We start from the raw sequence: 19,413 nt of genomic DNA on the forward strand, positions 1-19,413 counted from the left end.
TTACTTGCTCAACCGACGCTGACGATAAACACCTAAACCAATCAATGCCAACAGTCCAAATACTCCCATTGAGCCACCGCCGCTAGAAGAAGAGTTGGTATTTTTCGCGGTATTCTTAAGGGTCAGAATTGCATTACTTGATGCAATGCCGTCACTATCGATAACGCTATATTCAACAGGATAGTCAAACTGACTAAAGCCATTTTTTACAGAGAAGGTGATTTTGCCACCGTAGCAGGTTTCCTTTAAATAACTTGCCGGACAGCTACCACTATACTCAGCTTCAAAGTTTAAACCTGCTGGGATTTTCGTAAAACGAATTGGAATAATTTGGCCTTCTTCATTTTTATGCCATACCGATTTACCCGCTGGCATAGATGCAACTGGACCATCACCATCATCATTAGCATTTTCTAATAAATTGTTGACGGTAACAGACAAATTATTTGAAGGACTAATCGTATATTGGGCAGCTTTTGCCACTGGGGTCATATTTTTAAAGGCCACACGTACTACACCAGAGGATTCCGCCTGACTCCCTGTCTTTTGTTTTAGCGTATATTTACAAAAACCGTATTCGGTAGGCGCTGTTGTTGCCCCACTAGTGCGATATATAACGATTTGTTTTATTCCCGCATCCCAATCACAGTGTAGGTCATGTGGTGGATTACCTACGATACTTGCTTCGCCTGTACTAGACACCGTAATTTCACTACCAATGCCGATTGGTGAAGTCGTCACGGTGTAGTTGTCTGCATTTAAGGCAATTTGTCGTGTTTCAGCACTACCATTCACTGACTCTTCTTGAGGTAATGATGCAGGGAATGGATCAAAATAAACTGCACGATATTTAAGGTTATTTTTTAATGCACTTAATACCGCTTCGTACTTTGTTAAATCATCCTGATTGGCAACTTTGTATTCTGCATAATCTGGATCGTCGATATCCTTTTTCAAGGCATCAATTGTATTTTGATACTTATCTTGCAGAGCTGTTAAAGACTCATTGGTAATATCTGCCATATCTGCTGCGGTTAAATTCATTAACTCAACCGAACCAATATCACATGTGTTTCTTTGCGTAGGTGATAACTGTAAGGTACCATCTGTGATCCGCAAAATGCCCCGTTGATCCGCATCACTACAGCCATCTAAGCCAAGATTGATCAAGTCAAAACCACTGCCGATTGCTTTCGGGTAATACAAAGGTAAATACAAGTTATAAGCAGATTTTGTTTGTAGGGCGCTTAATAAAGTCCCCAAAGCATAGCTACTTACATCATGGTTTTGCAGAAAGCTTTCCGTACTATTCAGCACACTTTCGGGTAAATCACACTGTGCGGCTGCCAGTTCAAATGCATTATTACTTGCAACAAATTTTTGACTATTATCAGGTACAGCATTATTCAGATAGCGACAAGATTTTCCACCAGTATTGTAGGCCAATACATTGAAATACCAAGCCTTTGTACCATTGTTATCATAATAATAGGTACTAGCCGCATTATTTTCGACTATTGTATTACTGGTTAAAACGAAGCTAGAGAAAGCACTTAAACGTTCCGTTCCCTGAGAAATGGCACGGATAATACTACCCGTACTTGGATTTGCTTGGTTTTTTGCAATCGTATTTGCTGTCAATTCAACTTTGGCATTTCCACAGAAGTCCATCACACTATTACTCGTGGATGAACCATTTTGAATAATACTGCTTTGCTGGAACACAATTTCAGGCTGGGTATCCCCCAAGTTCCCGATACAGTCCATAGCAACAACACTACCTTTAGGTGCAACGTTACCCTGAACTAAACTGCTCACCAATAATGTTTTTTTCGACATATTATGCGCAACGGAGTAGATTGCACCGCCAGCAACTTTGGCTTGAGAGTTTTCTATCGCACCATTATTTAAGGTAAATGCTCCCCCTAAATACAAAGCACCACCTCGATCTTCTGCCATCCCGCCAGTAAGGCGTACATTATTGACGATAAAGTTGGCTTCTGAGCGTGAAGTATTAAAAATACGCGATTTGCCTTGGGCATTAATCGTCGTTCTAATATCTTCATAGGCAGGAAATTTCTGCGTCAGTAAATTTTTTGAATCATAGTTAAAGCGACTTTTCCCCTCAATCACGATCTGATTGAGCGGAACTAACTCACCTTTGGTCAGAAGATATTCACCTGCTTCAAGTTGAATATAATCGGTCTGCCCATTATTTGGATTGCCGACATTACATCCACCAAAAGATTTGTTTTTACGCGCAGTTTCAATTGCTTCACGTAAAGAACATTGATTGAGATTTTCTCCATTTTCATCATCAAAGGTCGTAACTTTGATGATGTTACTTGTCGCTGCCATAGATGACATAGCCGCAAGGACCATGACCGCCAGCAATCCTTTTTTATAATTTTTCATGTGCTGTCCTTAATTCTATCCAGACTATTTTTTAAAGCGACGAAATCCAACTAAGCCAAGCAACGCAAAAATACTCGCCCAGCCTAGAGCACCACCTGATGTTTTAACGGTTTTACTTTCCATTTCATTGTTTGGTTCTTGGAAAATACGCACTTCTGCAGCTAAATAATTTTTTGCCGAAGTATTAAAACGGGTTGAAGACGTCACCACACGCAATTCAAAAATATCTGCGCCATGCCAATTTCCATTTGGCGTGTATTCAAAATCACCATTCAAATTCAGTGTAAATTTACCTTTAGATTCGGTGCTTTGTACAATTATTGGGCAACCATCTTGCCATGGCTCACCCGTAGGATTTGCCATACCCATCACTTTTGTACATTCTTCTTTTGGAATTAAATCACTGTCACCTAATGCATCTAAAATATTAAACTTGGCCACTTCACCTGTACGTATGTCTTTACCTAATCGAGGCATACTCACAGGAACCACAATTTCGATAGCCCCACGATCACACCAAACATCATCCAAATTACGATTTTTTCCACGCTGATCAGAAGACTCACAATACACATGATGCTCATTGCCATCTGCTGTTGTCTTCCCCTTATTTAATATCGGGCTTGAGAAAATCGTTTCGTAATCTAATAAAATACGAGGACGTAAATAACCAATAAATGCGTTATTTGCTGTGGTAAATGGACAGAAAAGTGCGTTACGATCTTCTGTTAAGGTTTTACAGCTACCTTCATCTTCACCCGCAATTAAACTCGTCCCAGACCACACATCATTTAAATTTGCAGCAGGCCCAACAGGACAACTCGCAGCCACTAAGTTGTTATAAAAAACAGATTGGTCTGTTCCTGAGTTCACGACTTTACAATCTTGAGCGGTACCACTGAGCGCATTACCAATCACCACACTATTGGCTAAATAAGCATGCTCAGAGGTACTATTTAGTTCGATACCGCCACTGTTCTTCAGTACTGTAATATTATTGAGTGCTAAACCATCACGTAAGTTGACAGCAAAACCTTTGTTTTTGAAAAAGGTGCTATTGGCAATGATATTTTGAGGGTTACTGAACACCAACTTGCTGATGTCTGCGAGCCCATTTTGATTGTAAACAATCGCTCGACCAGAAGTGCTTTCATTATTTTTGAACAAAGATGTATAGATTTCATAAGCCGGTGCTTCTGAGTAAATTGCACCCCCATCTACCGCTTTGTTGTTTTGAAAAATCGTGGTTCGTATATATAGACGGCTGGCTACAGCTGCGCCATCTTCTGAAAATCCAACATTGTAGATTGCACCACCAAGTCGTGCATAGCCATCTTCAAACTTTACATTTTCAAGTGTGAGTTTTTCATTATTAAAAATGATTCCGCCTTTATCAGCACATTGATCTTGCTTACATCCTTTAAATGAAATTTCTTTAAAATTGATAGCAAGTAGTTCTTTTTCGCCATCATTAATATTAAAAATTTGATCCTTACCCGTCATTTCAATGACGGCATTATTAAGACCGAGTACGACATCTTCATTGACGTTACTGTCATACGCCGTTTTCAGATTAAGTTCTGCTTTAATATCAATTTTTTTAGTGAGTTTATAAACTTCATTTTTTTTCAGAGAAATTGAGGCATAGGCGTCTTTACCCCCGCAACCATTATATCCGGCTTCTGGCATACCATTATTGATATATTCTATGGCTTCACGAAGTGAACATTCCTTGTCATCCTTTACAACATCTTCAGTGGTTGTAACGATAATTTCTGCGCTAAATGCATGACCTGCCATGAGAAGCATGCCAATGCCTATGCTCTGTTTGAGCATATCCATCTCCTTAAATATTTTTTATCTTTTTATTCTTAAGTTGCACAATCCTTGCAACATTAAAATATTTTTATGTACTTTGTCACAGCTTGAGTAATTACTCAAGAATTTTTATTGCTTACCGATATTCATCAATTAGGGCAAAAATTTGTCTTAAATTGGCATGACTCAATTTGACTTTTTCACCTTTTAACATCTGAATCAGTTGTTCTAAAGAACGAAGTAAAATAGACGCCTGATGTGGCCCATGTGCCAACAAATAATCCACAATTTGTTGATCCATATGGATGCCACGTCGCGCTAAAACAGAGTTCACGAGCGCTTGACGGTCTGCGTATAAGCTACCATTCGGCACTTTCACACTAACAGCCTGAGTTAATCTAGACTGTAGGTCTGGCAGTTCAAGTTTGAGTTCAATTGGCGCTAGTCGAGATGAAAAGACCAATTGACCACCTTCTTCGTTATTATAGTTAATCAGGTGAAAAACGGCTTTTTGCCAATGTGGAACTCCACTGATGGCTTCAATATCATCTAAAGCCACCAAATCATAGCGATCTAGTGAAGTAATCGCTTCAGTGGGCGCATCTAGCAATTCAAGCAATGAAACTTGAATTGCTGATTTGCCAATTTCTAAATATGAATCACATATTGCAGACAGTAAATGGCTTTTTCCTGTGCCAGCTCCGCCATAGATATAGAAACGATTCATTAATCCTGCATGTAATTGACGTACACCATCGATTACATGTCCCCAACTCGGCCCAGAAAAATCACTAATTCGGGCATCGAGCTGAGGTTCTATATCTAACTGCAATTGACGCATATCTATATTTTGGCCTTATCAATCTTTATGTTCTGATCGTTCAATGTTACTCGAAATTTCAGGATCTTGCAGCGAATTTGCAGACTGATTTTTGAGCTCAATATCGACAGCAATTTGATTGGTTTCTACGCTTAATGTGCCAATTTCAGCATCATTCACCACGAGTACATCATTTCGGTATAAATTACTTTTCTCATAATTTTCACGCGCATGACGTAATAACACCACAATAATTGCTGCGACTGGCAATGCAATGAGCATTCCGAGCAGTCCTGCCAATTGTGCGCCTGCAAGTACTGCAAAAACCACGGCCACTGGAGACAAACCAATTTTGTCACCCAGTAAGAACGGCTGTAGGATATAACCTTCTATCGCCTGTCCCACCATGAAGACAACCAGCACTAAGGCCAAATGCACCCAATCTAAACCGAATTGGAATAGACATGCCACAACTGCCGAAATAATACCGACTGCAAAACCCAAGTACGGAATAATGCTGGCTAAACCTGCAATCATCCCGATGATGATGCCAACCTCAATACCCACCAATTGAAGTCCAACCGCATATACAACGCCCAACAAGAACATCACCAAGAACTGGCCTTTTACAAATGCGCCTAGAACTTCATGACATTCGCCTACGATGGTTAATGTGCTTTTTTCGTATTTGCGTGGAATAAGGCGACGCATGTTTTCTAACATACGTTCCCAATCTAATAGGAAATAGAAGGCAATGATTGGAATTAAGACAATCGTGCCACCAATTTGTATGAAGTTCAGACCTGATTGAGCCACTTTTAATAACATGGCTTGAATACTGTCTGCACTATAATTGGTTTGAATATATTCCATGATCGCTGCTGACATTTGCTCGGTATCAATTTCCATTGGTACAAGATTAAATGTTTCAGATAGCCATGGCAGGAAGGTGTAATTCACCCAGTGAATATTGCCTGGAATATTGTTTTTCGCATACATCAACTGTTCCCATACCAGTGGTACGAGGAACCACATTGCAAGGAAAATAGCGACACCAATTCCAACAAAGACCAAACTGATCGACAACCAGCGCGGCAAACCAATTTTATGTAATTTATCGACTAAAGGGCTAAATAAATATGCAATTAGAAATGCGCCGATAAAAGGAACAACTACAGGCTTTAATAAGTATAAAACCCATAGGATCAATGCTATCCCAGCAAGAATAAAAATTCGGCGCAAGGTGCGATCACCCATATAAAGTCACCTTTTTTCAATGTAATCGTTATAGAAAAGAAAATATTTTAATAAAGATAACATTTTAGTGCGAAATAGCATAAGAGTTTTGCATATTCAGGTTATAATCCCCGCGCGAATGCGGAGACTTCATTATGAGCAACTCAACTTCTACCCCAAACACTGGTTTAAGCTACAAAGATGCAGGTGTCGACATTGAAGCGGGCGACGCGTTAGTCGATCGTATCAAATCTGTCGCGAAACGTACTGCACGTCCTGAAGTAATGGGCGGTCTAGGCGGCTTCGGCGCTCTTTGTAAAATTCCTAAAGGTTATGAAGAACCTGTTCTCGTATCTGGCACAGATGGTGTTGGTACAAAATTACGTTTAGCATTGAATTTGAACCGTCATGACACAATTGGTCAAGACTTGGTTGCAATGTGCGTAAACGATCTTCTCGTATGTGGTGCTGAACCACTGTTCTTCCTTGACTACTATGCAACTGGCCACCTCAACGTTGACGTTGCAGCAAATGTTGTGACTGGTATCGGTGCGGGTTGTGAACTTGCAGGCTGTGCATTGGTTGGCGGTGAAACTGCTGAAATGCCAGGTATGTATGAAGGCGAAGACTACGACCTTGCAGGTTTCTGCGTAGGTGTAGTTGAGCAAAGCAAAATTATTGATGGCTCTAAAGTTAAAGCGGGTGACGTTTTAGTTGGTGTTGCATCTTCTGGTGCACACTCAAATGGTTACTCACTTCTTCGTAAAATTTTAGATGTGAAAAACGTTGACCTTACTCAAATCGTTGATGGTCGTCCACTTGCAGATACAGCAATGGAACCAACTCGTATTTATGTAAAACCAATTCTTCAGTTATTGAAAGAAGTGGATGTACACGCAATGGCACACATCACTGGTGGTGGTTTACCGGGTAACTTACCTCGCGTACTGCCAAATGGTGCTCAAGCGGTAGTGAATGAAGCATCTTGGGAATGGCCAGAATTGTTCAAACTACTTCAAAAAGAAGGTGGTGTTGAACAATTTGAAATGTACCGCACATTTAACTGTGGCGTAGGTATGGTTCTCGTGGTTGATGCAGCTGATGCTGACAAAACTGTTGAATTACTCAACAGCCTTGGCGAGAAAGCATTCACAATGGGTCACATTGCAGACAATGCTGAATCTGTTGAAGGCGCTGACGAAAAAATCCGTGTAGTTTTCGCATAAGCAACGTTCATGATTAAAATTGCTGTACTTGTTTCAGGCAGCGGATCCAACCTGCAAGCCCTGATCGATGCCAATCTATCAGGTCAAATCGTTGGGGTAATTTCCAATAAACCTGACGCTTTTGCACTGCAACGTGCAGAAAAAGCAAAGATTGCAACTGCAGTCATTGAACACAAACAATATCCAAGTCGTGAAGCTTTTGATGATGTAATGCATCAACAACTGCTCGACTGGGATGTTGACTTGGTGATTTTGGCAGGCTTTATGCGCATTTTAAGCGCTAAATTTGTCAAAGCATGGGAAGGGAAAATGATTAACATCCACCCTTCTTTGTTGCCAAATTATAAAGGCATGCATACTCATCAACGTGTGTTAAACACTGGTGATGTCTTCCATGGCTGTACAGTTCATTACGTGACTGCAGAGCTAGATGCTGGCCAAGCGCTTGCTCAAGGTGTGCTTAAAGTCAATGTGCATGATCATGCTGAAAGTTTAGCAGATCGCGTTCATGTGCTTGAGCATGTGATTTACCCTCAAGTCGCAGAATGGATCTGTAATGGTACGATCCAACATACTGTAGATGGGGTGTTATATCGCAATCAACCGATGCAAGCACCTGTTCAATTCTGCAAGTTTTAAAATCAGTTTTTATCTATTTTAAATAGAAAAAAAAAACGCATCCTCGGATGCGTTTTTTATTTGAGTACATTTAATCATTCATGTTTGGTATGAACCGCTAACATTTGTTTGATTAACTCCACCGTTTCTACTGGTTTTTCTAATGGAAACATATGACTCCCACCAACAACTTTAAATGGAATCGCAAATTTTTTCTCGACCATTTGTGGAAAGTGCCGAGCCAAAAATGGTCCCTGCTCTGCAATTAACTGCTGTACAGGCACTTGTGGTTGAGCCTGAGGTAACCACCACAGTGAAGGGTTTGTTCGAAAAATATGAACCTCATCATCACGTGAAATCGTTAATTCCACCCCACCACGCAGTTTATCGTCCATCAAAGCATGATCAATGTAGGCCTGATAACAGTCTGGATCGAAATCTTTATAAAAACCTTTCGGCCTTAAAAGCTCTGCTGCTTGTACACGACTGTCCCAATGATCACGACGACGCTTCGACAAGCCTGCCGGCGACATTTTATCGACGACTTTTAGTTTGAGGAGTTTGGCGATGTGCAAAGCAAAAGACTCTTTCCCCATGATCATAGGCGGATCAATCATTAACACTTGTTCAAACAACTCTGGGCGTTGTAACGCAGCCTGAAATGTTAAAACCGAACCTAATGAGTGACCTAATCCAATCACCTTACGTCCATTGGCCTGACGTACAATACTGTCTATTACTTGCTGTGTTAAGCTTTTCCAATGGTTATCGATTGGGTAACGCTTATCTGGCCCAAGTAACGGCACATAGATCACATCATATTCATCACTCAGTAAATCAAACAATTTTTGATAAACCTGTGATGGCACGCCATTGGCGTGCGCAAAATGAATTAACGGTTTCATTGTAACTTCGTGCTGTTTTCAGATTGAACCTGTTGTGACAATGCACTTGCCAAACCTTGACCAAATGAACTTCCCATACGACCTAGCACAGAATCAAATGGGCTGTTTTCAATGGTATAGTTCACAGCTTTTTCAGTTTTCAATTCACGTTTCAGGCTATTCAAACTACCTGTACGGTCAGCAATACCCAGCTTCACAGCCTGATCACCCGTCCAAAATAAACCTGAGAAAATAGCCGGATCATTCGATTTTAATTTCTTACCGCGACCTTCTTTCACGGCATTAATGAAATGCGCATGAACGTTATCGAGTACACCTTGAACATGTGCTTTTTGTGCAGCATCGACAGGTTGAGTCATGGATAAAATCGCTTTGTTCTCACCCGAAGTCATGGTGCGATCTTCTACACCAAACTTTTGCATCAAACCACTAACACCATAATTCGGCATAATCACGCCAATTGAACCCACTAAACTTGAAGGGTTGACAATAATTTCATCTGCGGCAGAAGCAATATAGTACGCACCTGAAGCACCAGTATCACCAATAATGGCATACAGTTTTTTATCGGTATGGGCTTTTTTCAAGTACTGAATTTCTTGCCAGATTTCATCTGACTGAACAGGTGAACCGCCCGGTGAATTAATATTTAAAACAACCGCTTTGCTCTGTTTATTTTCATAGGCTTTTTTCAAAGCTTTGATGGTATTTGCACTGTTTACACTTTGCTTGTCCGCTGCAATGGTCCCAATGATATCAACCACGGCAATATGTGAACCCGCTGTTGCTGCAGGATCAGATGACGACATGCTGCAACTTTTTGCCATCGCAATGATAATAAATAGCAAATAAGCAAAGGTTAAAAATTTAAAAAATATACCCCATCTACGTGCTCTACGTTGTTCCTCAACGGAAGAAAGCACGGCTTTTTCTAATATTTTCCATTCATTTCCAGTTGGCTGCTGGATATTGTTTGAAGAACTTTGCTGTTTTTCTTCAGGTTTTGGTGGCCATTCGGACATAAAAAAAACCTAGTTAATCGTTAATTTGTAGTCATTATATACACGCTAATCGCTATAACTGTCTAATCAATTCATTTTCCCCTATAATTATTTTAAATTTTCTTTCATTTGTATCAGACTTAAACAAGATGACCGACCAAAATTCACAGGACACCACATATCACCTGTTAAAATTTATCAGCCGTCAACCTATTCAAATTTCAAGATTAATTGCAAAAGGTTTGGCTGGGTTAGTCAATGTTTTAAAAATCTCTAAAACCTACTCTACGATTCAACGCAATCTGAAAATTGCATTGCCTGAATTATCAGAGTCAGCTCGCATTCAACTCACCAAACAAGCGATTCGAAACGAACTTTGTTCTTATTTTGAATTTTTCAACATTTGGGGTGCAAGTACTGAAAAAAATATTCAACGAATTCATCACGTACATGGCGCTGAATATTTACATGATGCGCTGGCCTTACAAAAAGGCGTTGTCCTTGTGGTCCCGCATTTTGGCACATGGGAAATCATGAATGCGTGGATTGCGCAGTACACCAAAATGACCATCATGTACAAGCCAGTGAAAAGCGAATCTGCCAACAACTTTGTTCGTGCTGCAAGAAGCCGCGAGCAAGCAACATTGGTTCCAACCGATGAATCAGGTGTTCGTCAAATTTTCAAAGCGTTAAAACAAGGTGGGACGACGGTGATTTTGCCAGACCATACGCCCAATGCCGGCGGTGAAATGATCCCTTATTTTGGCATCCCATTAAAAACCAGTAATTTAAGTGCCAAACTGATTCAAAAAACCAAAGCACGTGCGCTCTTACTGTACGCCATTCGTAATGATAATCATGGTTTTGATATGCATATCGAACCCATCGATGAAAGCATTTATCAAGGCAATGCAGATGATGGCTCGATGGTTATCTTTAAAGCAGTGGAAGATTTAATTCATCGTTATCCAGAGCATTATCATTGGAGCTATAAACGTTTTAAAGCCAATCCTAAATTGAGAAATCTATACAATATTAGTGATGAAGAGGCTGCTCAACGCATCCATGATATTCGTGAGGAATATCAACAACAGCAAACAATGACAGTGGCTGAATAACATCTTCAAGCCCTGCCCTTGAGCGAGTTTCTCTATTCGGATTCTTTTGATAGGCTGCGATATAGATCGAGCCATTTATACTTTGTTCGCTCTTCGATCAACTCGATTTGCTGTTTATTTTGCTTGAAATGAATACTTCCACTCTGTGCAGTTTGCAAGAGTGGAATGTCTAATTGTTTGAGTCGTGTTTGGGTCATCTTTGCTGGATGCCCATAACGATTAAAGCGTCCCGCAGAAGCAATCGCCAACTTGGGCTTAAAATGGTTTAAAAATGCATAGGATGAACTGTGCTGACTACCATGATGTCCAAGTACCAAGACATCGACTTTTAGGTCTGAATAATCACGTAATATTTGATATTCCGTCTCCCAACCCGCATCCCCCATCAATAGAAAACGTCGTGGCCCATTGACGCCTTTGACCATCACATACAGTACACAAGAGCGTTCATTGGCATTCCAATGAGCATCTGTCAGATCTTCAGGCTTTGGCGAGAGTATTTCAAAATAGACTTGCTGATCCCAATTCCACTGCTGACCACGCTGACATAAGCGCTGTGGAGCTTGGTTCGTGGTTTGTACCCGCTCATTACTTGAAAGCTGCCCAATATCAAGCTGTTGCTCCAATGAGAAAAAGCCACCACTATGGTCTTGATCTAAATGAGTCAATAACACCCGATCTAGTCGATGGACACCATTCACACTCAAAAATGGCCGGATGATATTCTGCCCGACACTAAATTGACTTTCATCATAGTTTCCACCGAAGTCCACCATCATGTGATGATCTACAGAACGGATATAGATCGCCTGCCCTTGCCCCACATCTAAAATTGAAAGTTGAAAATTTGCTGAATTTTTCCATTGGATAAACAGAGCAAAAAAGGCAATGACCGCCCAATATTTTGGCAAGATTCCTTCAGGTAAAAATAAGATTACTATCGTGAGTATCAACAGTACGATCTGAGTGGACGTCAATGCGACATCTTGCATTTGTGGTGCAAAGAGTCGATCTAAGCCATAGAGAAATACATATAACACTTCTAGACAAAGATCATTGAATAAAAAGACCAAATGCGCCAAAGGTGTAGAAATATATGAAAGTGCCCCTCCGATGATATCTAAAGGAACCACCACTGCCCCTAGCCACGGGATGGCGAATAAATTACTTAATGGGCTAATCCACGTGACTTGCTTGAAAAAAATCACCATCAATGGAAATAAGGCAACAAAGATTTTCCATTGTGATTCCACCATCAACCACATTGAATGTTTTAACTTTTGCCAAAAAATGACTTCTGTTTGAGACAGTATATGCTTCCTTAAGGTTTGATAAATCCGCAGTAAAATAAAGCATGCGCCATAAGACAACCAAAATGCTGCGGATAAAATACTAAAGGGATCCACGAGCAATAAAATTGCGGCACTAAAAACCAGCAGTTGAAAAGGCTGAATGGTTTGCCGTAACAAAAGCATGCTACTGGCGACTAGGCAGATCGTCAGCGTTCTCAGTGCAGGTATTTCAAAGCCAGTAAATGCGCAATATAGAAGGACACAGAAGATAAAGGGCACGACCAATACATATTGTTTAGGCCATTTGAGATAAATTTTGGGACAATATTTACGGATACCCAACTGCATCGCCCAACAGAGCATGCTGGCAAAAACCAGTACATGCGGACCAGAGATCGCCAGTAAATGACTCATCCCAAAGCGTTGAAATAACTCACTGGTGCCTTCAGTGAGTAAACTTTTATCACCTGTAAGCAGTGCTAGCAGCAAGCCATGATTCCGCAGCGGCTGTTGGTATATAAACGCTCTTAAATATAAACGCTGCTGTTCGACTTTTATTTTGAACTGATGTAACACACCTTGATGTCGTTGATACTGCTGGCCATAGCCCATTGCAGTCATTTGTTGGGGTGGTATCAATTCGACCGACTTCACCTTTAAACTAGCATGTATATTTTGCTGTACGCTCCACCGCTCTTGGTCAAATGCACCTTCTGTCACATAGCTTTGGGTAGGTCGTAACTCACCATACATTCGATAATATTGTCCAGGAACCAACTGGATCGTCTGCTCATGACTTTGCAAAATTGAATTGGGTAAATACGCCATAAAATATTGAATCTGATTATTCAGATTGAGCACTTCGATTTTTTGCTGAATCGCTTGGTCTTTGAGTTGGCTGATCTGTGGAATATACGCAATAAACTCGCCTTGTCTGCTCTGATGCTCAACCAATGCCAAACGCTGATCGAGTTGAGTATTAGCGAAACTAAAGCCGAGAATTGCACCCATGCATAAATTTGTACTGAGCTGTAAGATTTTCGAAAAGATACTTTTTAGTTTTGGTGAAATACAAAGCTGTAAACCTAGCCAAATCAGGACGATAAAAAGTAACTGAGCTGTCGAGAGTTGTGGATTCCAAAACCTGAACCCCATAAAAGAAATGCCTGAAATCCAGCCAATACAAAAGCTTTGCAACATGAGTCATCATTATTTTTATTATGTGCTGGCAATAATAAAGCCCACCGAGGTGAGCTTCAATCAAACAATCTTAATCCACTAATTTTTGCGAAATCAATTTAGCGCTTAGTCATCTACCCATAAACCATCTTGCATATGCAAAATCGCATCGGCAGATTGCGCTAAATATTCATCATGGGTCACAATTAACATGGCCATGTTAAATTCTTTACGCAACTCAGATAGCAACTCAAAAATCTTCACTGCAGTTTTACGGTCTAAGTTCCCTGTAGGCTCATCAGCCATCATCAACTTAGGTTTTGCTACCAATGCACGGGCCAAAGCCACACGTTGACGTTCACCACCCGAAAGCTCACCGGGTTTGTGTGTCATACGGCGGGAAAGTCCAACGCGTTCCAAGAGATATTCAGCTTGCTGCTTGACTTCTTTGAAGTTACTCGACTTCCGTAACATTAATGGCATTGCGACATTTTCAAAGGCGGTAAATTCAGGTAGTAAGTGATGGAATTGGTATACAAAACCTAAATGCTCATTACGTATATAACCACGCTCTGCTTCACCTAAAGTGTCAAAGCGTTGACCATTAATCAACACTTGACCCGATGTTGGACGATCTAAGCCACCCAATACATGCAACAACGTACTTTTACCAGAACCACTTGACCCCACAATCGAAACAAACTCACCCGCTTTGACTTGTAATGAAAGTCCACGAATCACATCGACTGTAGACTTCCCATCGGTAAAAGATTTGGTAATGTTTTGGGCATCTAAAACTAAATTACTCATAGCGTAGTGCCTCTGCAGGTTGAACTTTAGCTGCACGTAAAGCCGGATAAATAGTCGCGATAAAGCTAAGACCCAATGATAAGGACACAATCACCACAACATCTTGCCATCTTAAATAAGACGGTAAATAGTTGATGAAGTAAGCATCAAACATATTTAAGCCCAGTGTTGTATTCAACCAACCGACTAAATTACTAATACTCGATGCAGCGATAATCCCTAAAATCGCCCCAGACACCGTACCAATGACCCCAATCACTGTACCTTGCACCATAAAGATCCGCGTGATTGTAGCCGGTGAAGCGCCTAGAGTACGCAAAATGGCAATATCGGATTTTTTATCAGTGACCACCATCACCAATGAAGACACGATATTAAATGCCGCAACCAATACAATCAAGAACAGCAATAAACTTACCATTGCCTTTTCCATTTGAATCGCGCTGAATAGATTGCCGTGTGTATAAGTCCAATCTGAAGCATAGAAGTTTGCAGGTAGATCACGCACAATTTCTTGAGACACTTGTGGCGCTGCAAAAATATCATCCAACTTCATACGGATGCCTTGTGCACCATCTGGCAGTCTTAATAAAGTCGACGCATCGTTCAGGGCCACATAGCCCATCATCGAATCAACTTCTGCACCAATACTGAAAATACCCACAATTTTAAATCGTTTAAAACGCGGAACGACCCCAGCAGGAGAAGGTGTTGCTTCAGGAAGCACCAAGGTCACACTGTCATTCAAGCCTAAACCTAAGGCATCTGTCATTTGCTTGCCAAGGACAATACCAAACTCACCTTTTTTCAGGTTATCGATACTGCCTTCCACCATATGGTCTTGGATAATTGATACCTTTTTTTCATACTGAGGTTCAATCCCACTGACCATAATGCCAGACACTTGACCTTGTGCCGTCAACATTCCCTGTAATTGGGTGAATGGTGCGACCCCTTGAACATGCTCATGCTGCTCAATTTTTTTTGCAAGTTCAGGCCAATTTGTTAAAATTTGTGTTGAAGAAACAGTGGCTTGAGGTATCATTCCTAAGACACGAGTTTTCAGCTCACGATCGAAACCATTCATCACAGATAAAACTGTAATAAGGACTGCCACACCAAGCGTGAGGCCGATCATGGATACCAGAGCAATAAAAGAAATAAAGTGGTTACTGCGCCGAGCGCGAGTGTATCTCAACCCTATATACAGCGAGATTGGTTTAAACATAACCATCTAGTCCGAGGTAATATATATTATGGAAAATTTACAGCATCAAAGCGTTCAAACTGAACGCCGTGTAATGTCGCGTATCGATGCTGCTTTGCGCATCAACTATCAGATTATCTCTGATGATGTTGCACTGAATGATCCTTACGATCCTAATTTTGTATTGCCGCGCTATTTTCTACTACTTGCTGAATTAGATCAATTTGATCATGCACTCAACTACGAATTAGAACAATTAGCTGAGAAAGATCAACAAATTGCTCGAATCTTATCCTTATTTAACCAAAAGTTAAACCTTATTACGGGTTCTTTATACGACGCAATTGTACAAAGCATGTTACCAGTGCCTGAGCATGTGAATTTTTCAGAGACTGGTTTGAGCTTTTTTAGCGAACGCGCGATTAAAGAAGGTACTTATATCCATGTGACCTTAAGCCACCCTGAAAATTTCTTCCATATTGCGGCAACTGCGCAAGTGGTTTATAGCCGTGAAGAAGAAAGCAACTTGTACCGTACGGGTGCCTATTTTATCACGCTGCTCCCTCAAGACCGGGTTAAATTGGCTGAATGCATCGCACTGACTCAGCAAAAGCTTTAATTCGAAGCTTGTGTTTTTCGGGCAAGCTCACGACTTGCCTGTAAGTCTTTGTAGAAATACACAAATAAACCAGTCAACAGTACAATCGCCCCTAAGAACACCATCAAGGTTAATTTTTCATCATTTAACAGTGCCCCGAACAACATCGCAAGCATCGGTGTGAGAACTGTTGTTAAAGACAAAGTTGTCGCCTTAATGTTTTGTACCAGTTTGAAATAACAAAACATCGCAATCAATGAAGCCATAATCACTGCATAAAATAAGCCAATGAGCGCTTTAGTTGAAGGCATCTGTGTCGGTACATACTGCCAAATAAACGGTAACATCGCGGCAGAAAATAGTGCTGAGATAAGAATCGAACCTGTGGCTTGAGACATGGGCTGTAATGGCGCATTGACTTTTTTCACCCAAAAAATCGACATACAGTAGACGAATACGCTCATTAACATTAAGACAATACCAACAGGCTGTACGTGCTGATCACTGCCGCCTAAGCAAATAATGGCTAAACCACAGACGGCAATCAACATCCCAATCCATTGCAAGCGATGCAGATAGGTATGAAAGAAGAAACGACCGATCAGCCCCGTCATAATTGGCGCTAAACCAAACATCAGGGCAATAATACCTGAGCTGAGATAGGCCGTTGCCATATAGGTAAAAATCTGAGAACCAATAAAACTAAACGCCCCCGCCAAATAACTGTGCAGCGAGGTTTTATCCATCGGCAGTTTATGTTTAAAAATAAACAATAATGCGACAGCCAAGGGTAATGCGATAAAAAAGCGTAATGTCAGTGCCCAAAACGCATTGATATCACTGACACTCCAAACGATGGCAAGTGGCGTGGTCGACCAAATAAAGACCAACAGCGCATAGGTCGTCGCTAGATTTGTTTTAGATGGCATGGTTTTTACTTCTGTGCCGTTTTACGTTTTTGCTTTTGAATGGTTTGATCTAAGCTACTGGAAAATTCGCGCTTATCACGTTCAGAAATCGGGGCTGGACCACCAGTTTGTACACCTGCGCCCCGTAAAGTATCCATAAAGTCGCGCAAGTGTAGACGTGCTTTGACATTTGCTGTGGTATAAATCTCTCCGCGTGGATGTATCGCTATACCGCCCCGCTCAATCACTTCAGCAGCAAGTGGAATATCCTGTGTCATCACGATATCGTGCTCTTTCATGCGCTGAATAATTTCTTTATCCGCTGCATCCGCCCCGCTCATGACTTGAATCGAGTTAATCCGCACCGAAGGCGTTATCCCAACATTTTGATTGGCGACAAAAGTGACTTCTAACTGGTAACGATCAGAAGCACGAATAATTACATCACGTAAAATGCGTGGTAACGCATCTGCATCCACCCATAATTTAAATGGCAGCACTGATTTTCCATTCACTTTTAAACATGACTCATAGTAACAAATCTACATGACAATTTGGGGATCTGCATCCGCTGAATGGATCTACATTTCTCTAATCATGAGAATCGAAAAGCTGCAAAATGACTCCAACTTGGGCTTATTTTCCAATGCTTTTACATTTAAATCCTACTGAAAACATTTTTTATGCATGATTTCATGATAAATATGACGTCGGTGACTTGAAAATTTCAAATAACCCTCGATTTATTAATTATGAAACCAACCCAATATCAATTGTGCATATGAAAAAACAAAATAGCCCTGAAATTATCACTATTGAAGATCAAACTTTTGGTAGTCATGTTGAACATTGGAATTTGCTTACAGGCAACCCGACAACGGATGTACCAGTTTGGCTGGGTCAGGCATTGGATGCACCCATTATGCCGATGGGCTTATGCGCACAAGAATCTGATATGGATCAAAGTACCTGGCTGATTCAAGGTCCATCACAAGCGTCGATTCAACTGTGCCAAGTGATTGCGGTAGAAAATAATAAACCTAAAGCCGTTAAAACTGCATTTCCAAGTTTTGATAGCCCATATAAAACCAAAGCCACCATTGAACGTATTATTACCTGTAAATCCAATACACAAGCAGTGCTTTGCCTCGACTTAGGCACAAATACCAGTGTGTATGCTTTTGATAGTTTATATAGCGTCAATCACGACCAATATGAAAAAGATGCAAGCTACAGTGTGCAACTCAATGCTTGGGCCTATGAACTCGAAGCTGTCGCAGAACATGAACAGCTTGTCGTTGACGATCCTGCATCGATTAAACATCATCGTGCTTTAAACGATATCTTGGCAGCAAATAATGGTGTTGCCCCTGCAGACTTACACGAACAAATTAAAGCGTGGCAACCAAAGTCTGAAGATGACAAAGCACCAGTGACCGTCGATTTTTCTAAAATGGTTGCATACCTATATGGTGAAAACCTCGGACAAGAAGATGAAGCATGGTTCCAAGGGCATATTGTTGGCAAAACTGCCATGCAATTTAAAGAGCAAGACTATACGCTGTATGATGTGACCTTAATCCACGAAGAAAACCAAGAAGCGGTGATTGTTCGTGTTGCAACACGAAATCCGGCGCATAAAGATTTCAATGTTGGGCAATATATTCGTGGCAACCTGTGGATACAAGCCAATATTTACGCAAAATCTGCCTAATTTGAATTCAAAAAACCTATTTTCAAATAAAAAAACCGCCTCAGTGCGGTTTTTTTATTTCTCGCTAATCATGTGTATTCGCTGAATATTTAAATGATTGTATATTTTTTATCCACAAACTAGTCGATTTATTCTATTTTTAAATTCAAATTAAAATAACTTATCCACAATATTAAATTCAAAATAATGATGAAAAATAAATCCATCTGCAAAAGATAAAATATAAAAATCTAATATAAATAAATAAGATAGGAAATTTATGAAACTAAATTTAGCAATTCGGTTGCTTATTTTTAAATAAACTAAATAGTTTAGTAAGTTTATGGCAGATAGTACTTTATTTAATCAAATAATTATGTTAAAAATGCGTTTAAGAAATAGTAATTAACGATAAATAGATCGGAAAGAATATCTATGAAAGTCGTGCAAGAAGAAAACTTATCGCAAGTTGACCATCACATGGAATCTCGATATCAAATCGAGCCAATGTCCTGCTTATTTTTTATGTTAGGTATGCTGATTTGTGCATACGTGTTACATACTTTTAT

The 19,413-nt window shown here is 40.4% G+C and carries 16 protein-coding genes; 5 read left to right on the top strand and 11 right to left on the bottom strand.

Features of this window, described 5'->3' with window-relative positions; translation table 11 throughout:
* From B1202_RS09615 to cxpE, 4 genes are all read right to left on the bottom strand, one after another.
* On the bottom strand, positions 1 to 2,415 hold the full coding sequence (locus B1202_RS09615) for a CSLREA domain-containing protein (RefSeq protein ID WP_078190450.1): 2,415 nt from the start codon (positions 2,413 to 2,415) through the stop codon (positions 1 to 3).
* A gap of 24 nt (positions 2,416 to 2,439) precedes the next feature.
* Positions 2,440 to 4,251: a rhombotarget A gene (gene rbtA / locus B1202_RS09620; protein WP_078190379.1), complete on the bottom strand. Its 1,812-nt coding sequence runs from the start codon at positions 4,249 to 4,251 to the stop codon at positions 2,440 to 2,442.
* A 118-nt stretch (positions 4,252 to 4,369) separates the two neighbouring features.
* Positions 4,370 to 5,074 (bottom strand): DnaA regulatory inactivator Hda, encoded by a 705-nt coding sequence (gene hda, locus B1202_RS09625; RefSeq protein WP_078190380.1) that lies wholly within the window; start codon positions 5,072 to 5,074, stop codon positions 4,370 to 4,372.
* A gap of 18 nt (positions 5,075 to 5,092) precedes the next feature.
* Positions 5,093 to 6,310 carry a chloramphenicol efflux transporter CxpE gene (cxpE, locus tag B1202_RS09630; protein ID WP_078190381.1) on the bottom strand — a complete coding sequence of 406 codons (1,218 nt, stop codon included), beginning with the start codon at positions 6,308 to 6,310 and terminating at the stop codon, positions 5,093 to 5,095.
* 134 nt (positions 6,311 to 6,444) lie between these two features.
* Here cxpE and purM point away from each other — a divergent pair, with 134 nt between their 5' ends.
* Positions 6,445 to 7,515 carry a phosphoribosylformylglycinamidine cyclo-ligase gene (purM, locus tag B1202_RS09635; protein WP_078190382.1) on the top strand — a complete coding sequence of 357 codons (1,071 nt, stop codon included), beginning with the start codon at positions 6,445 to 6,447 and terminating at the stop codon, positions 7,513 to 7,515.
* A 9-nt stretch (positions 7,516 to 7,524) separates the two neighbouring features.
* Complete coding sequence (gene purN, locus B1202_RS09640) at positions 7,525 to 8,154, top strand: phosphoribosylglycinamide formyltransferase (protein WP_078190383.1); 630 nt, start codon at positions 7,525 to 7,527, stop codon at positions 8,152 to 8,154.
* 74 nt (positions 8,155 to 8,228) lie between these two features.
* Here the strand turns inward: purN and B1202_RS09645 are convergent, their stop codons facing one another.
* Both B1202_RS09645 and sppA read right to left on the bottom strand, forming a co-directional pair.
* On the bottom strand, positions 8,229 to 9,038 hold the full coding sequence (locus B1202_RS09645; RefSeq protein ID WP_078190384.1) for an alpha/beta fold hydrolase: 810 nt from the start codon (positions 9,036 to 9,038) through the stop codon (positions 8,229 to 8,231).
* On the bottom strand, positions 9,035 to 10,060 hold the full coding sequence (gene sppA, locus B1202_RS09650; RefSeq protein ID WP_078190385.1) for a signal peptide peptidase SppA: 1,026 nt from the start codon (positions 10,058 to 10,060) through the stop codon (positions 9,035 to 9,037). Before sppA ends, B1202_RS09645 begins: the two co-directional genes overlap by 4 nt.
* A 128-nt stretch (positions 10,061 to 10,188) precedes the next feature.
* On the opposite strand from sppA, the gene B1202_RS09655 reads away from it, so the two are divergent.
* Entirely contained in the window at positions 10,189 to 11,157 is a 969-nt protein-coding gene (locus tag B1202_RS09655; RefSeq protein ID WP_078190386.1) for a lysophospholipid acyltransferase family protein, read from the top strand.
* A 32-nt stretch (positions 11,158 to 11,189) separates the two neighbouring features.
* Here the strand turns inward: B1202_RS09655 and B1202_RS09660 are convergent, their stop codons facing one another.
* From B1202_RS09660 to B1202_RS09670, 3 genes are all read right to left on the bottom strand, one after another.
* Positions 11,190 to 13,649: a DNA internalization-related competence protein ComEC/Rec2 gene (locus B1202_RS09660; RefSeq protein WP_078190387.1), complete on the bottom strand. Its 2,460-nt coding sequence runs from the start codon at positions 13,647 to 13,649 to the stop codon at positions 11,190 to 11,192.
* A gap of 105 nt (positions 13,650 to 13,754) precedes the next feature.
* Complete coding sequence (gene lolD / locus B1202_RS09665; protein ID WP_078190388.1) at positions 13,755 to 14,438, bottom strand: lipoprotein-releasing ABC transporter ATP-binding protein LolD; 684 nt, start codon at positions 14,436 to 14,438, stop codon at positions 13,755 to 13,757.
* Positions 14,431 to 15,666, bottom strand: a complete 1,236-nt coding sequence (locus B1202_RS09670; RefSeq protein ID WP_078190389.1) for a lipoprotein-releasing ABC transporter permease subunit — start codon at positions 15,664 to 15,666, stop codon at positions 14,431 to 14,433. Before B1202_RS09670 ends, lolD begins: the two co-directional genes overlap by 8 nt.
* A gap of 28 nt (positions 15,667 to 15,694) precedes the next feature.
* On the opposite strand from B1202_RS09670, the gene B1202_RS09675 reads away from it, so the two are divergent.
* Complete coding sequence (locus B1202_RS09675; RefSeq protein WP_078190390.1) at positions 15,695 to 16,264, top strand: PilZ domain-containing protein; 570 nt, start codon at positions 15,695 to 15,697, stop codon at positions 16,262 to 16,264.
* Here the strand turns inward: B1202_RS09675 and B1202_RS09680 are convergent.
* Both B1202_RS09680 and B1202_RS09685 read right to left on the bottom strand, forming a co-directional pair.
* Positions 16,261 to 17,172 carry a DMT family transporter gene (locus B1202_RS09680; RefSeq protein WP_078190391.1) on the bottom strand — a complete coding sequence of 304 codons (912 nt, stop codon included), beginning with the start codon at positions 17,170 to 17,172 and terminating at the stop codon, positions 16,261 to 16,263. The two genes, B1202_RS09675 and B1202_RS09680, sit on opposite strands and share 4 nt — an antisense overlap.
* 5 nt (positions 17,173 to 17,177) lie before the next feature.
* A complete protein-coding gene (locus B1202_RS09685; protein WP_372491130.1) occupies positions 17,178 to 17,666 on the bottom strand; it encodes a YaiI/YqxD family protein in 489 nt (162 codons plus the stop codon).
* A gap of 266 nt (positions 17,667 to 17,932) precedes the next feature.
* Here B1202_RS09685 and B1202_RS09690 point away from each other — a divergent pair, with 266 nt between their 5' ends.
* Positions 17,933 to 18,865 (top strand): hypothetical protein, encoded by a 933-nt coding sequence (locus B1202_RS09690; RefSeq protein ID WP_078190393.1) that lies wholly within the window; start codon positions 17,933 to 17,935, stop codon positions 18,863 to 18,865.
* Positions 18,866 to 19,413: the final 548 nt, after the last annotated feature.

This window comes from Acinetobacter amyesii, assembly GCF_002018365.1.
Lineage (GTDB): Bacteria > Pseudomonadota > Gammaproteobacteria > Pseudomonadales > Moraxellaceae > Acinetobacter > Acinetobacter amyesii.

Bases quoted from the DNA above. Each gene is read 5' to 3' on its own strand.
- B1202_RS09615 (WP_078190450.1), bottom strand. From the start codon at position 2,415: ATGAAAAATTATAAAAAAGGATTGCTGGCGGTCATGGTCCTTGCGGCT.
- rbtA (WP_078190379.1), bottom strand. From the start codon at position 4,251: ATGCTCAAACAGAGCATAGGCATTGGCATGCTTCTCATGGCAGGTCAT.
- hda (WP_078190380.1), bottom strand. From the start codon at position 5,074: ATGCGTCAATTGCAGTTAGATATAGAACCTCAGCTCGATGCCCGAATT.
- cxpE (WP_078190381.1), bottom strand. From the start codon at position 6,310: ATGGGTGATCGCACCTTGCGCCGAATTTTTATTCTTGCTGGGATAGCA.
- purM (WP_078190382.1), top strand. From the start codon at position 6,445: ATGAGCAACTCAACTTCTACCCCAAACACTGGTTTAAGCTACAAAGAT.
- purN (WP_078190383.1), top strand. From the start codon at position 7,525: ATGATTAAAATTGCTGTACTTGTTTCAGGCAGCGGATCCAACCTGCAA.
- B1202_RS09645 (WP_078190384.1), bottom strand. From the start codon at position 9,038: ATGAAACCGTTAATTCATTTTGCGCACGCCAATGGCGTGCCATCACAG.
- sppA (WP_078190385.1), bottom strand. From the start codon at position 10,060: ATGTCCGAATGGCCACCAAAACCTGAAGAAAAACAGCAAAGTTCTTCA.
- B1202_RS09655 (WP_078190386.1), top strand. From the start codon at position 10,189: ATGACCGACCAAAATTCACAGGACACCACATATCACCTGTTAAAATTT.
- B1202_RS09660 (WP_078190387.1), bottom strand. From the start codon at position 13,649: ATGTTGCAAAGCTTTTGTATTGGCTGGATTTCAGGCATTTCTTTTATG.
- lolD (WP_078190388.1), bottom strand. From the start codon at position 14,438: ATGAGTAATTTAGTTTTAGATGCCCAAAACATTACCAAATCTTTTACC.
- B1202_RS09670 (WP_078190389.1), bottom strand. From the start codon at position 15,666: ATGTTTAAACCAATCTCGCTGTATATAGGGTTGAGATACACTCGCGCT.
- B1202_RS09675 (WP_078190390.1), top strand. From the start codon at position 15,695: ATGGAAAATTTACAGCATCAAAGCGTTCAAACTGAACGCCGTGTAATG.
- B1202_RS09680 (WP_078190391.1), bottom strand. From the start codon at position 17,172: ATGCCATCTAAAACAAATCTAGCGACGACCTATGCGCTGTTGGTCTTT.
- B1202_RS09690 (WP_078190393.1), top strand. From the start codon at position 17,933: ATGAAAAAACAAAATAGCCCTGAAATTATCACTATTGAAGATCAAACT.